General features: G+C 72.6%; 9 protein-coding genes (1 of these 9 only partly in view). 6 read left to right on the top strand and 3 right to left on the bottom strand.

Annotated features, from left to right (window positions below; all coding sequences use genetic code 11):
- The 3 genes from ACFP2T_RS11885 to ACFP2T_RS11875 form a co-directional block, all read left to right on the top strand.
- A protein-coding gene (locus ACFP2T_RS11885; protein WP_465264260.1) for a serine/threonine-protein kinase crosses the window boundary here: on the top strand, window positions 1–228 show its end. Its footprint begins 741 nt before the window's first position; the window shows 228 of its 969 coding nt (coding positions 742–969); its start codon lies beyond the left edge, outside the window; the stop codon is at window positions 226–228.
- Window positions 150–575, top strand: coding sequence for a hypothetical protein (locus ACFP2T_RS11880; RefSeq protein WP_377420710.1), 426 nt, complete (start codon window positions 150–152; stop codon window positions 573–575). The genes ACFP2T_RS11885 and ACFP2T_RS11880 overlap by 79 nt, the downstream gene beginning before the upstream one ends.
- Window positions 576–748: 173 nt before the next feature.
- Entirely contained in the window at window positions 749–2,011 is a 1,263-nt protein-coding gene (locus tag ACFP2T_RS11875) for a nucleotide sugar dehydrogenase (RefSeq protein WP_377420708.1), read from the top strand.
- Between the two features lie 103 nt (window positions 2,012–2,114).
- Here ACFP2T_RS11875 and ACFP2T_RS11870 read toward each other — a convergent pair whose 3' ends face one another.
- Together ACFP2T_RS11870 and ACFP2T_RS11865 are read right to left on the bottom strand one after the other, a co-directional pair.
- Window positions 2,115–3,275: a glycosyltransferase gene (locus tag ACFP2T_RS11870; protein ID WP_377420706.1), complete on the bottom strand. Its 1,161-nt coding sequence runs from the start codon at window positions 3,273–3,275 to the stop codon at window positions 2,115–2,117.
- Between the two features lie 213 nt (window positions 3,276–3,488).
- A complete protein-coding gene (locus tag ACFP2T_RS11865) occupies window positions 3,489–9,353 on the bottom strand; it encodes a WD40 domain-containing protein (protein ID WP_377420704.1) in 5,865 nt (1,954 codons plus the stop codon).
- A gap of 116 nt (window positions 9,354–9,469) precedes the next feature.
- Here ACFP2T_RS11865 and ACFP2T_RS11860 point away from each other — a divergent pair, with 116 nt between their 5' ends.
- Window positions 9,470–10,876, top strand: a complete 1,407-nt coding sequence (locus ACFP2T_RS11860; RefSeq protein ID WP_377420703.1) for an ArsB/NhaD family transporter — start codon at window positions 9,470–9,472, stop codon at window positions 10,874–10,876.
- 23 nt (window positions 10,877–10,899) lie between these two features.
- Here the strand turns inward: ACFP2T_RS11860 and ACFP2T_RS11855 are convergent, their stop codons facing one another.
- Window positions 10,900–11,712, bottom strand: coding sequence for a potassium channel family protein (locus ACFP2T_RS11855; RefSeq protein WP_377420701.1), 813 nt, complete (start codon window positions 11,710–11,712; stop codon window positions 10,900–10,902).
- A gap of 151 nt (window positions 11,713–11,863) precedes the next feature.
- Between ACFP2T_RS11855 and ACFP2T_RS11850 the strand changes: the two genes are divergently transcribed.
- Window positions 11,864–12,934 carry an amidohydrolase family protein gene (locus ACFP2T_RS11850; protein ID WP_377420700.1) on the top strand — a complete coding sequence of 357 codons (1,071 nt, stop codon included), beginning with the start codon at window positions 11,864–11,866 and terminating at the stop codon, window positions 12,932–12,934.
- Between the two features lie 204 nt (window positions 12,935–13,138).
- Window positions 13,139–14,752 carry an FAD-binding oxidoreductase gene (locus ACFP2T_RS11845; protein ID WP_377420698.1) on the top strand — a complete coding sequence of 538 codons (1,614 nt, stop codon included), beginning with the start codon at window positions 13,139–13,141 and terminating at the stop codon, window positions 14,750–14,752.
- The last annotated feature ends 28 nt before the right edge of the window (window positions 14,753–14,780 follow it).

Here is a 14,780-nt window from a genome sequence, read left to right as displayed (position 1 = left end):
GGGCCGCCGCGCGCGACCCGGAGGTCGCTGCCGCGGACGCGGCGGACGACGGGGAGGGCGGCCCCCGGAAGGCGGCGGTCGCCGGCGCCACCCGGATCGGTTCGGCCCGCCGGGGATCCGGTGGCGGCACCCTCGCCGACAATCCCGTCGTGCCGTCGGAAGACCAGTCCCGTGAACCCAGCCTCGGCGTCCTGGCCCTGGCCGGGATCGCCGCCGTCGTCGGGCTGACGGCGGCGGCCGTGACGGCCCTGATCGCCTTCCGGGCGGACGACCGGTCGCCGGCGACCGGCGCGACGCCCTCCCCGACCGTCAGCGTGAGCGCGACCGTCGAACCGAGCGTGCCGGAGGAGACGGCCACCACCCCGAGCGGCGGCGGGAACGTTCCGCCACCCCGGCCGAGGGACACTCCCCGGCCGACACCGTCCGCGACGCCGAGTCCGGAGCCCGAGCCGGACACCGAACCGACGGCCGAGCCCACCGGCTCGGCAGAGCCCACCAACCCGGTGCCGACGACTCCCCCGGACGGACCCGACGACCCGCCGACCGGCGGCCCGGTCGATCCGGACGGGGGCTGACCCGCCCGGCAACCCCGGCCCTGTCCTTCACCATTGGTAGCGCCTCCACCACCCGTAGTTCTTCCCTGGCTGGAAGAGCACGAAATACTTACCTTTATGCCCGTTTCAACAGTGATCAACGATAAATCGCCCTAAGGTGTGCAGCACGTCGATTCTGTACGGTGGGGGCCCGCATGAGCAGGGAAAAGCTGGTTGTCGTTGGTCAGGGGTACGTCGGTCTCCCGCTCGCGGTCTCCGCGGTGGAGGCGGGCCTGGATGTCGTCGGGCTCGACCTCGACACCACCCGGATCAAGCGACTCGGCATCGGGGAGTCCTTTGTCGAGGACATCTCCGACCTCCGGCTCGGTCAGGCGCTGGCGACCGGGCGCTACCTGCCGACCAGCGACTACGCCGACGCCACGGACTTCGACGTCTGCGTGATCAGCGTGCCGACCCCGCTGCGGGACGGCGTGCCGGACCTCAGCCATGTCGAGCAGGCCGGCACCGCGCTGGCCCCGCACCTCCGGCCCGGCGCCACGGTGATCCTGGAATCGACGACCTATCCCGGCACCACCGAGGAACTGCTGCTGCCGCTGTTGGAACAGGGCAGCGGGCTGCGCAGCCCGGGTGACTTCCACCTCGGCTACAGCCCCGAACGGATCGATCCCGGCAACCCGACCTGGCGCCTGGACAACACCCCGAAGGTGGTTTCCGGGATGGACCCGGCGGCACTGGCCCGGGTCGACGCCTTCTACCGCCGGATCGTGCGGCGGACCGTGCCGGTCGACTCGACCCGGGTCGCCGAACTCACCAAGCTGATCGAGAACACCTTCCGCCAGGTCAACATCGCGCTGGTCAACGAACTGGCGGTGTTCAGCCACCAACTGGGCATCGACATCTGGCAGGCCATCGACGCGGCGGCCACCAAGCCGTTCGGCTTCATGTCGTTCACACCTGGACCCGGGACCGGTGGGCACTGCCTGCCGATCGACCCCTGCTACCTCTCCTGGCAGGTCAAGCGGCGGCTGGGCCGACAGTTCCGGTTCATCGAGCTGGCCAGCGACATCAACCACACCATGCCCGAATACGTGGCCCAGCGGGTGATGGCCGGTCTCAACACCCGAGGTCGGCCGTTGAACGGCGCCACCCTGCTGATGATCGGCCTCGCGTACAAGAAGAACACCGGTGACCTACGGGACTCGCCCGCGGTCGACCTGGCCAATCGGCTGCACGCCCTCGGCGCGCGGGTCAGGGCGGTCGAACCCCACGCCGACCCGCAGCAGATCCCGGCCTGGGTGACGGTCGTGGAGCCGACCGAGCCGGAGGTCCGGGCCGCCGATGCGGTCATCGTGGTCACCGACCACGACGGCGTCGACTACGAGTCGATCACCCGCACCGCCTCCTACGTCTTCGACAGCCGCAACCGGTGCACCGGCCCGAACGTCGAACGGCTCTGAGCCGACGGTCCCGCACCTCCAACGGCGGCGCTGCACCAGCGGTCCCGAAGCTCGAACGGCGGCGCCGCACCAGCGGTCCCGCAGCTCGAACGGCGGCGTCGAGTCAACGGGCGCGGGCGAGCGTGACCACCGGTTCGACGTGCTCGGTCGGCCAGCAGCCCCGGGCCATGGCGAGCCGGTGGTAGAGGTCGCGGGTAGCCGCGACGAGCCGGGGCGTGCCGAACGCCTCCCGGGTCTCGGCCAGCGCCGCCCGCCCCATCGTGGCACGCAGCTCGTCGTCACCCAGCAGCCGTAGCACCGCCTGGGACAGTCCGTCGTAGTCCCGGCGATCACACAGCAGTCCGGTCCGACCGTGCCGGACCACCTCCGCGGTGCCGCCGACGTCGGTGGCGACGACGGGCCGACCGGCCTGCCCGGCCTCGATCAGTGCCAGTGGGGATCCCTCCTGGTCCGAGGTCAGCAGGACCAGGTCGGCCGCCGCGTAGACGGTCTCCATGTCCGGCCGCCAGGGCAGGAACGTGATGTCGAGCCCGTCGGCCAGCGCCTGGGCCGTCGTCTCGGCCAACCGGTCACCGTCGCCGCAGACCACGAACCGGACGCCGGACATGGTGCGCCGGACCGTCCGGGCCACTGCCAGGATCCGGTCGAGCCGCTTGACCGCGGTGACCGGTCCGACGTACGCCACCACCGGCCCGGCCCCGTCCAGCCCGAGCACCCGCCGGGCCCGGTCCCGGTCCGGTACGGGCGACAGGCTCGCCCCCGGCGGAATCACGGTGTACTGGTGTGGTCGTCCGATCCGGGCGGCGAGCAGGTCGTCACGTACCCGGGCACCCACCGCGACCAGGGCGTGGCTGGTCCAGGCCAGGGTCGCCTCGGCACCGCCGACGAGCCGGGCGAGCCCTCGCGGCGACAGCGGGCCGGGCAGCGGATGACCATGGAAACTGTGCACCCGGATCGGCACCCGGCAGGTCGCCGCCGCTACTCGGCCCAGCACCCCGCTGCGCAGGTCGTGGGTGTGCACGAGGTCCGGCTGGAACTGGCGGATCGCCGCGACCAGGGCGGTCAGGGCCCGGAGGTTGTCCACCGGCCGGACCGAGCGCCGGAGCGCGGGGAGCACCCGGACCGGCACGTCGGCGGCACCCAGCCGCCGGTAGTCCCGCTCATCCGCCTCAACCGGGCCGGCGTAGAGACGCTGCTCGAAACGGTCCGGGTCCAGGCCGCGCATCAACGCGCTGACCTGCGGCGCAGCCTCACCGACGCTCATCCGGGAGATGATTCGCAGCACCCGAAGCGGTCGCATGGTCGAGCCTTTCGCGAGTCGCGGCACGCCGAGGACCGGCCGTGCCGGAATTTCAGTGTTGGTCCCGTTATACCGCCATTCATGCTGGTGCGCCGACGGTCCGGAAAATCGGGACGGCGGGACCGTCCAAAGATGAGACCGTTTAGGAGATGGGACCGTCCAGGCAGATGAGACCGTCTAGAAGGGTGCGTCGGCCGGCAACCGGCGAACCTGGGTGAGGTAGGCGTCGAGTTCACCGGTCTCGAACCGACAGGTGCCGATCGCGTGCCAGAACTGGCCGGCGGCGTCACCTTCCAACTTGTACCGCCCGTCCGGGCTCAGCGCCGCCCAGCCCTCCGGCAGCCCGAGCAGGGTCAGCCGGGGCTGCGCGTGCTCCGGATCGGCCACGTCCCAGAGCCGTACGCTGCCGTCGTCCGCGGCACTGGCCAGGAGCGTACTGTCCGGACTGAACGCCACCGACCAGACCCGCCGACTGTGCCCGCCCAGCGAACCGTGCCGACGTCCGGTACGGGGATCCCACAACCGGATCGCCAGGTCGTCACCGGCGGTGGCCAGCAGCTTGCCGTCCGGGCTGAACGCCGCCGACCAGAGCCGACCGGTGTGCTCGGTGAACACCCGCACCCGGGCACCGGTCCCGGTGTCCCAGAGCGCGGCGGTGCCGTCGTTGCTCGCACTGACCAGCAGGCCACCGTCCGGGCTGAACACCACCGCGTAGACCCGGTCGGTGTGGTGCTCCAGGGTGTGCCGGCAGGTGCCGGTCGCGGCGTCCCAGAGCCGCACCAGCCGATCGTCGCAACCGGTCGCGATCGTCGAACCGTCCGGGCTGAACGCGACCGAGCGGACCCGGCCCCGGTGTGGACTCAACGTGCCGATCTGCCGGCCGGTGGTGCGGTACCACAGTCGCACCGTGTCGTCGTCGTTGGCGGTCGCCATCACGTCCCCGTCCGGGCTGAACGCCTCGGCCCAGACATGGTCGGTGTCCACGTCGAGTTCGCGCTCGTCGACACCGGTCTCCACGTTCCACAGGTGCACGCCACCGTCACCGCTGGCGGCGGCGAGAATCGGGGTACCGGGGCAGAAGACGGCCGAGATCAACCGGTCCGACGTACCCGCGATCTCCCGGACGCAGCGCCCTCCCCGCGGGTCCCACAACCGGACGACGCCGTCGTTGCCGCAACTGGCCAGCATCGACCCGTCCTCCCGGAACGCCACCGAGGTGACCCGCCGGCCGTGCCCGCGCAGCGTGTGCTGGCACTGACCGGAGCGCACGTCCCACAGCCGGGTGGTGCCGTCGTTGCTGCTGGTCACCAACTGGTCCTCGGTGGGGTGGAACGCGACCGGCCACACCGAACCCCGGTGCCGGCTCAACTCGTGCCGGAGCTGCCCGGTCGGTACGTCCCACAGCCGTACCCCGCCGTCGCTGGAGGCGGCGGCCAGCGTCTCACCGGCACCGTTGAACCGGACGCTGTAGATCGCCCCGGTCTGCCGGGCGAGGGTCCGGACCGCCCGGCCGGTCCCCGGATCCCAGAGCCGTACCGATCCCTGGATGTCGCCGGAGGCCAGCAGCGCCCCGGTCGGGTCGAAGTCCAGCGCGTAGACGTCCGCCTCGTGGCCGCGCAGCACCAACCGGTCCTCGCCGGTACGGGTGTCGCTGATCCGGATCCGGCCGCCCTGCCCGGCGACGGCCAGCAGGGCACCGTCCGGGCTGATCCGCACCCGGTACCCGACCTCCGGGTCACGCTTGGCGTAACGCAGCTCGCCGGTGCCGAGGTCCCAACCCCGGACCACCCCGGCGCTGTCCCCCACCAGCAGCAGCGTTCCGTCGGGACTGAACGAGGCGGTCCAGATCGGCGGGACGTGACCGGTCAACTCGTATCGGGGCTCGGCGGTGTCGGTGTCGAAGACCCGGACCGTGCCCGCCGCGTCGCCGACCGCCAGCGTGCCCCGGGACCGGTCCACCGTCACCGGCCAGACCCAGTCCCGGAAGCCCTCCAGCACGTGCCGCAGGTCGCCGTGGTCCGCGTCCCAGAGCCGGACGGTCAGGTCGGCCGAGGCGGTCACCAACTGGTGCCCGGTGATGTCGTAGTCCACCAGGTACACCCGGCCGCGGTGGCCCTGGAGGGTCCGGACCGGCAGCCCCGAGGCGGTGTCACAGATCAGCACGCCGCCGTCGTCGCTGCCGATCGCGAGCGTCGTGCCGTCCGGGCCGTACGCGACCGGGTCCGGAATGCGTCCGACCTCGAAGCCGTACGCGACGCCGACGGCCGGCGGGGCCAACCCGGGCACCACCGGTCGGCCGGGTGCCAGCACCGCGCCGCGCAGTTCCGGGGCGATCAGCAGCGGCCGGTCGGCCTGCACGTCGATCAGCGACGCCCGGTGCCAACTGCTGCCCAGCACCGCGACCCCGCGCAGGTCGGCCCGGAGGAACCGGGCACCGGTCAGGTCCGCGCCGCGCAGGTCGGCGTCGACCAGGTTGGTCTGGTCCAGCCGGGCGCCGACCAGCCGGGCACCGCGCAGGTTGGCACCGCGCAGGTTGGTGGCGACCAGCCGGGCGTCGCTGAGGTCCGCCTCGCTCAGGTCCGCGCCGGCCAGTTCCCGATGTGAGAGATCCTCCCCGCGCAGTGACGCGCCACGCAGGTCGGCCCGGGACGGCAGCCGCAACCGGGCGCTGAGCCGGAGCGCGTTCGCCCGCGCCGTCTCGTTGGCGGTCTCGTCGCCGAGGATCCGGCCAGCCCACTGCTCGCAGCGCGCCGCGTTCGCCAGATCGGAGAGGAAGTCCACGGTGAGTTGGGACAACGGCCGGCGGGTCAGGGCCTGCGGCGACTCGCCCCGGTTCAGCCGCTCGGCCAGGTCGTTCGCGACGAGCCACTCCACCACCGAGGCGTGAATGAAGCCGAACAACCCCTCGTCGGTACGGACCAGCAGGCTGCCGGCGCCCACCGCGTGCGTCGCCTGCTGCCGGGACAGCCGGAACTCGGCGAGGTCGGTCAGCGTCTCGGCGACCTCCGCGATCTCCGCCAGTCGCAGGTAGGACTCACCGCTCTCCCAGAGCCGCAGCGCGAGCCGGGTCACCGCGACCAGGAGTTCCGCCCGGCCGAGGCTGACCGGCGCGCCCGGCACCCCCTGGGTCCGCCGTTCCTCGAAGTCGAGCCAGGACTGGAGGATCTCCCGGTACAGCGCCGCCGCACTGAACGTGGCACTCGTCCCGGCGACCGCCGCGAGCCGACGGTCGTCCAGGTTGGCGATGAACCCGAGCATCCGCGGGTTGCGGGAGAGCCCGAGCAGGTCCTGTACGCCGCGCAGCAGGTCCATCCGCTCCTGGGCGGCCTGCTCGTCGCCGCCGTAGCGGTGCCGCAGGTAGGTACGGATCTGCCCCGGCGTGAAGTCCTCGATGTTGAGCACCCGGCGGTGCGGCAACAGCCCGACCCGTTCGCCGAGTGCGGTGAGCACCTGTGAGTTGGTCTTGAAGTGCTGGGTACGGCTGCTGACCACGACCTTGGCGTTGCCGTCGGCCGCCTGGAGCAGCGCCTCCAGGTGGTCCGCCGCGCGATCGTAGGTGACCCGGGCGACCAGTTCGTCGAAGCCGTCGAAGAGCAGCACGATCCGCCCCTGCCGGAGCATGAACCGGAACGCCTTGAGGTCGATCACCTGCTCGCCGTGGTTGGCCAGGTGGGCGGCGACCAGCCCGTCGACCGAGTGCGCCTTGTCCAGCGCGCGCAGCTCCACCAGGATCGGGATCAGGTCCGGCGCGGCCGTCGGCAGCCGTCGGGCCAGCTCACGCAACGCGAAGGTCTTGCCCCGGCCGAAATCGCCGAGCACCAGGGCGAACCGGCCGTCCGGGGCGGTCATCATCCCCAGCAGTTCCTCGACCACGTCCTCCTGGACGCCCTGCTCCCCGCCGACGAGATGGCGGTAGCGCTGCGGCACGTACAGGCCGGGTGGGTAGAGCTGGTCGGCCTGCAACCGGGCGGTCTGCGCCGCGACGTAGTCGCGCAGGTCCAGCAGACCCTGGAACTCGGTCAGGTTCAGCACCCGGACACCCCGGCGCAGCGCGTCGTCGTACTGGGCGCGGGGCAACCGGGGGCCGTCGTAGACCAGCTCCGAGCTGATCTCCGGGTTCGCGGCGTGCACCCGCCGGGCGAAGGCGTCGACCTCGGCCGGGGTCGGCTGGCCGAGACTCACCCCGACCCGCTGCTGCCGGACCACGCCGTCCTCGCGGTAGGTCAGGAACAGGTGCGGCAGGTCACCGGCCCGCTCGCCGTTCGACTGTCCGCCGGTCCGCTGCCCGCCGACCCGCCGGATCAACACCCGGTCGTGCCGCGCCTCGCAGACCTCGGCGATCCGGTCGAGCAGTTCCTCGGCCGGGTCGGGCCGCTGGTCCGGGCCGTCCACCCCGAACTCCGCCCGGTCGTCGCCGCCCTGACCCGGACCGGTTGGCCCGGACCCCTGGGCCGGGCCCTCGTCGACCCCCGACACCCGCTGGCCGGGTACCTGGGCCGGACCGGTGGTACCGAAGGTCGCCTCGACCCGGGACCAGCGGCGCGGGATCTCCTCGCCGGCGTCGTACCGGTCGTGCCGGCCGAGCACCCAGCGGGTCAGGCCGGTCGGACCGAGCCGGAGCACCTGTGCGCGTCCGTCCGTGACCGGCGGCGCGACCGGCACCGCCGTGTCGGCCGCGCCACCGGACGGCGCGGCCCCGGACATCAGCAGGTTCAGCATCGGCGCGACCAGCCGGCCGAAGGTGGCGCCGTCGCGCAGCGGCGACTCCGGGCCGGTGAGCAGACCTCCGGCGTACGGCCCGGCGTCGCCGGGGTCGTGTGCCATCACCCCGAGCCGCAGCCAGCCGGTCTGCTGGTACGGGCGCAGCCACTGGGCGAACCAGCTGGCCTGGGCCTCGCCGAGGTGTCCGTAGTGGTCCTCGTCGCGGTGACTGTCCGCGACGGTGGAGTTGAGCCCCGCCACCACCACCTGGAGGTCCGGTACGGCGTACAGGGTCCAGGGCTGTTCACTGTCGAAGATCGGTTCTTCCAGCCCCTGGTAGATCTCGTCGAACAGCCGGGCATAGTGCCGCCACTTCGGCCAGTACGGCGGCTGCGGGTCGATGTCGTCGGCCTCGCAGGTGGCGAAGTAGGCCCGACTCGCGGCCCGGGTGATGTCCCGGGCGCCGGGGACCACCGCCAGCCGGTGCGGCTCCAGCCCGACCAGTACCCGCAGTCCGGTGAGGAAGCTCAGCGCGTCCTCGAACTCCCGGGCGCTACCCGACTCGGTGAGGTTGCCGGCCACGACGATCAGGTCGGGTCGGGGCACGCCGTCGTTCATCAGCAGGGTCAGCTCGCCCATGATGTTCTCTTGCAGCTCGCCGGGGGTGACCGGGGCGCCGGGCTCGATCACCCCCCGACCGAACCGGGGACCGGCCACCTGGAGCACGGTCAGCGCGTTGCGGGTACCCGGCCCGGAGCCGGCGGCCGGCGGGAACTGCGGCGGGTTGATCGGCGTACGCCGGGACCGTGGTCGGCGTCCGAGCCCGGCCGCGACCGGCTCCGGCAGTTGGCCGGCTCCGGTCGTCGCCGACCGGGGCTGCGGAAAGACCGGCTGCTGGTCCGGCTTGGCCCGGCCGTCGAGCGCCTGCCGGATCCGGTCCAGTACCCGCCCCCGGGCCTGGGCGGGATCGGCGACGCCGACCAGGTCCACGTAGGTGATGGTGGCCAGCAGCCCGTCCAGTGGACAGTCCTCGATCCGGACCGTCACCAGCTTGTTGCCGGTGCCGCTCGGGTCGGCCCGGAGCGCGGCCTGCCACTCCAGTTTGCCGTAGGTGGACCGCAGGTACCGTTCGGAGAGGACGGCGACCACCACCGCCGCCTCCCGGACACCCCGGTCCATGAAGTCGATGAAGTTGGTGCCGGGCACGAAGTCCCAGGCCTGCAACATCGTCCGGTATCCGGCGGCCTCGAACTCCCAGGCGAGCCAGGTTGCCCAGCGCTCGTCGGCCGGGGAGTAGCTGATGAAGAAATCGATGGACCGCTCGGCCCGGCCTGGCTGCACGCGACCTACCACCCGGACAGTATGCCGGCCGACGGCTCTCCGTCCGTACCTCTGGAACCGGTAGATCGTGCTCGGCCTTCGGTCCCCGGCGGCACGGTGTGCGAAGATCCTGCCCTGTGGGCATCGATCCGGGCAGCCCGCCCCCCTCCGCCAGCCGCCGCCGGTCGAGTCCGTCCGCCGGCCTGCCCACGTCACCGGCGGGTGCCGGCTCACTCGCCGCCGGGATGCCGGGGTCGGCCGACGCCGCAGCGGATCCCGACGCCACGCCGGAGACGGCCGACGCCGTGCCGGATCCCGCCGGGATGCCGGCGCCGAACGACGGCACGCCGAGGTGGCGGCGGTGGCTGGGCCGGCTCGGCGTGCTCGACTGGATCTCGGTCGGGTTGCTGGCCGTCGGGCTGCTCTGTGTCCTGACCGGTCTCCTGCCGGCGCCGGAGGCGGACGACACGATGGCCAGGATCATGCCGATCCTGCTCTTCCTCGGCACGATCGTGATCGTTGCCGAACTGACCGCGACCGCCGGGGTGTTCGACGTGATCGCCGGCCGGCTGGCCAGTGTCGCCCGGGGCAGCTACCTTGCGCTGTTCCTGCTCTGCGTACTCTTCGCGTCGGTCACCACGATCGCGCTGAACCTCGACACCACGGCGGTGCTGCTCACCCCGGTGATGCTGGCGCTGGCCGTCCGGCTGGGCATCCCGGCGGTGCCGCTGGCGATGACCACGGTCTGGCTGGCCAACACGGCGAGCCTGCTGCTGCCGGTGTCGAACCTGACGAACATCCTCGCCGCCTGGCGGGTCAGGCTGGAGCCGATACCGTTCGCCGCCCGGATGTGGCTGCCCCAGCTCGTCGCGATCACGGTCACCATGGTGGCGTTGTGGATCTGGTACTGGCGGCGGGGGCAGCGCGGGGCCGACCGGTTCGAGCCGCCGACGCCGCAGCCCCCGGCCGATCTGGCGCTCTACCGTACGGCCTTCGCGGCCTGCCTGCTCTTCGTCGCCGGCATCCTGTTCGGGGTGGAGATCGGGCTCGCCTCGGCGGTGGCCGCCGCCATCGTCATCCTCGGCTTCGCGGTACGCGCCCGCGAGCGGCTGGGGCTGGCCCTGGTCCCGTGGCGGCTGCTGGTCTTCGTCACCGGCCTGTTCCTGGTGCTCCAGACCGTCGGCCGGTACGGCCTGAACGACCTGGTCGGCGCGCTGGTCGGCACGGACCCCGGCGCGGCCGGCGCGTTCCGGGCCGGTGCCACCGGCGCCGTCCTGTCCAATGTGGTCAACAACCTTCCCGCCTACGTCGCCGGCGAGGCCGTCGTGCCGTTCGCCAACCACACCCAGTTGCTCGCGCTGCTGATCGGCACCAACGTCGGTCCGCTGGCCACCCCGTGGGCCTCGCTGGCGACCCTGATCTGGTACGAGCGCTGCGCCGCCTACGGCGTACGGGTGCCACTGGGCAAGTTCATGGCGACCGGACTGGTACTGGCGGTCTGCTGCACCACCGCCACCGTCGGCGCCCTGCTGCTCGTCTCCTGAGCGGCCCCGGCCCGGTCCCGCCGTCACGACGCGTCCGGCGCCACCCCCTGGTACGGCACCCGCCGGGTGGGCTCCGGCGACCGGTCCGGGGCGGTTCCCGCGTCGTCGCCCCGCCGCAGCGCGGTCACCTCGGCCCGCAGGTGTCGGATCTCCGTCAGCAGGGCCGCCACATCGGCCTTGGTCGCCTCGGTCGAACTCTCGGTGGTGGAGATCCGCTCGACGATCCAGGTGGCCAGCGATCCGGTGACGAACCCGATCAGGCCGATCCCGCCGATCATCAGACTCATCGCGACCAGCCGACCCGAGGCCGTCGTCGGATAGAAGTCGCCGTACCCGACGGTGGTGATGGTGACGACACCCCACCAGAGCGCGTCCGGGTAGCTCGAGATGTTGCCGTCCGGGCTGCCCCGCTCCGCGTCGAGGATCGCCAGCGCCCCGACGCCGACGAGCAGCACGGTGGTGGCGCCGACGTAGACGGCGAGGCGGCCCCGGGTCCATGCCTCCGTCCGACGGTTGAGCACCAGCAGCGCGGTCACCAGGCGCAACATCCGCAGCGGTCGCAGCACGGGCAGGACCAGGACGGCGAGGTCGAAGAGGTGGGACCGGAGGAATCGCCAGCGGTCGACGCTGAGCGCGAGCCGGACGAGGTAGTCGACGCCGAACAGGCCCCAGATGACCGCGTCGGCCACCTCGCAGGCCACCCGCCAGCCGCCGGGCAGGTCCGGCTCGAGGATCGGCACCGCGTACGCCACGATGAACAGCACGGCGAGCGTGGTCAGTACGCCGGCCGTCCGGCGTTCCCACCGGTCCACCCGGGTCCCGGAAGCAGTAGCCATGACACCGAGCATGCCCGAGTGCCGCCACCGCGCCCCGGAGCCCCGACGTCGTCCCCCACGGGCCGGCGCGCCCGGCGGTAGTGTGGTCCGCCATGACATCGTCACGTCGGGCCGAGCCGGGTCCGATCGCCGTACGCGCCGGTCGACCGCGATGACCGTGCTGCGGGTACGCGGCCGCGCCCTGCCCGACGGCGAGTGGGTCGACCTGTTCGCCGACGGGGACCGCTGGACCACCGACCCGGTCCGGGGTGCCGAGCTGGTCGCCGAGGGCTGGCTGCTGCCCGGCCTGGTCGACGCGCACACCCATCCGGGAGCCGAGCTTCCCGGCCAGCCGCTGGACGAGAAGCTGCTGCGCGAGGACCTGCGCCGGCACACGGAGTCCGGGGTGGCACTGATCCGGTCGCCCGGTCTCGCCGGGCAGCCACCGGACTGGTTCGGTGTCGATCCGGAGCTGCCGCGTGCCGTACACGCCGGACCGTGGATCGCCCAGCACGGTCAGTTCTTCGATGACTGGGGCCACCGGGTCGACCACGCGGAGCTGCCCGGGGTCGCCGCGGCACAGGCCGCCCGGACCGGATGGGCCAAGATCATCGGTGACTGGGCGCCGGGTGACGAACCGGTGCCGGTACCGGTGCTGCGCGCCGTCGTGGACGCGGTGCACACCGTCGGGGGCCGGGTCGCCGTGCACGCCACCCAGCCGGAGGGCGCCGCGGGAGCGGTGGCCGCCGGGGTGGACTCGCTGGAACACGGCCTGTGCCTCGACCCGGCACTCCTGGCCCGGATGGCCGCCCAGGGCACCGCGTTGACGCCGACGCTCGCCGCGGTCAACGCGGCACTGGGTCGGATGCGCGCGGCGCCGGACAGCCCGCACCGCCGCTGGTACGTCGGCGGCGCCACCGCACACGGTCCGCTGGTGGCCGCCGCCGCCGAGACCGGAGTCACCCTGCTCGCCGGCACCGACACCCGGCCACACGGACGGATAGCCGACGAGATCCGCGCCATGGTCGTCGCAGGCGTACGCCCACACGACGCCCTCGGCGCGGCATCCTGGACCGCCCGCGCCTATCTCGGCCTACCCGGTCTCACCCCCGGCGCCCCCGCCGACATCACCGTCTACGCCGAGGACCCCCGCGCCGACCTCCACCAACTCGACACTCCCCGCGCCGTCGTCCTGCGCGGCAGAGCTGTAAGGAAGGGCCCCTTCTTATCGTTTTCTGTATAAGAAGGGCCCCTTCCTAACACCCCTGGGGCAGGCGAGGCGACGAGGCGGTTACTTTTCGTCGGTGCGGGTGTCCCCCGGCGGATTCGGCGGCCAGCCGGAGCCGGACTCCGGTTGCCAGCGGGATTCTGGGACCGCCGAGATCTTCCTACCGTGATCGACGGCCCTGGTTCGCAGGGCGAGTCGGCTTCGGAGGGAACCCACCAGATGAGTGCACACAGTCGCCGAGACGTCCTGCTGCGCGCGGCCGCGGTGACGGCCGCCGGCCTGACCGTCCAGCAGGGACTCTCCCCTCGGCCCGCGATCGCCGGCCCGTCGATCGCCGGCGGCCCGCCGCCGCTGGGTCCGGTGCGGGTCGGTCCGGACGATCCGCGCTATCCGGATCTGACCCGACGCGGAAACCGGCGCTTCGTGGGCACCCCGGACGAGATCCGGGTGGTGGGCTCGACCGAGCAGGTGGTCGCCGCCGTGCAGGACGCCGTACGGACCGGGCGTCGGGTCGCGGTCCGGAGCGGCGGCCACTGCTTCGAGGACTTCGTGGACAGTCCGGCGGTCCGGCTGGTGATCGACCTGTCCGGGATGACCGGGGTCTACTACGACCCGCTCCGCACCGCGTTCGCGGTGGAGGCCGGTGCCACTCTGGGCGAGGTGTACCGCCGCCTGTATCTCGGCTGGGGCGTGACGGTGCCCGGCGGCTCGTGCCCGGGAGTGGGCGCGGGCGGGCACGTCGCGGGCGGCGGCTACGGCCCGCTGTCCCGGCTGCACGGACTCGTCGTCGACCATCTGTACGCCGTCGAAGTGGTGACGGTGGACCGGTCGGGTACCGCCCGTACGGTCTTCGCCAGCCGGGAACCGGCCGACCCGAACCGGGAGCTGTGGTGGGCGCACACCGGTGGCGGCGGCGGCAACTTCGGCATCGTGACCCGGTACTGGTTCCGGTCGCCGGGCGTACCCGGGAACGACCCGGCCCGGCTGCTGCCCCGGCCACCCGGGTCGGTGCTCAGCTTCACGGTCCAGTGGCCGTGGGAGGGCATGGACGAACGGGGTTTCCGCCGGCTGGCCCGGAACTTCGGTACCTGGTGCGAACGTCACGGCGGTCCGGGCACGGCCCAGGCCAGGCTGTACAGCGAACTGGTGCTGTCCCGTCGCCCGGCCGGCAACCACTCGCTGATCGGCCAGGTCGCCGGAGCCCCGGATGCCGTGCGGCTGCTCGACGAGCACGTCACCGCCCTGGGCGAGGGCGTCGGTGTCGCGCCGGTCCGCACCCAGGAGAACCTGCCGTGGCTCGCCTCGGCGCTGCGGGGCAACGGCGACGACGGCAGGCGATGGCGGCTGAAGACCAAGGCGGGTTACCTGCGCCGGGGCTTCACCGACCGGCAACTCGCCGCCGCCTACCACCACCTGACCCGCGCCGACTACGCCAACCCGGCCGGTTCAGTCAGCCTCAACACCTACGGCGGGCAGATCAACACCGTCGCCTCGGCGGCGACCGCCACCGCCCAGCGCAACTCGGTGATGAAACTGTTCTACCTCGCGGGCTGGGCCGATCCGGCCGAGGACACCGCGCATCTGGCCTGGATCCGCGAGTTCTACCGGGACATGTACGCCGACACCGGTGGGGTGCCCACACCGGACGACGCGAACGACGGTTCCTACATCAACTATCCGGACGTCGACCTGGCGGACCCGGCCTGGAACACCTCCGGGGTGCCGTGGTCCGAGCTGTACTACCGGGCCAACTACCCCCGGCTGCAACGGGTGAAGGCCCGCTGGGATCCCCGGAACATCTTCCGGCACGCCCTCTCCGTCCAGCCCGGATAGCACGGGCCCCCGGTACGCGGTCGGCCTG

Origin of the sequence: Plantactinospora solaniradicis, assembly GCF_042658085.1 — a bacterium.
Lineage (GTDB): Bacteria > Actinomycetota > Actinomycetes > Mycobacteriales > Micromonosporaceae > Plantactinospora > Plantactinospora solaniradicis.
Note: the sequence above shows the minus strand (reverse complement) of the source record. Positions and strands in the feature narration are given on the sequence as shown.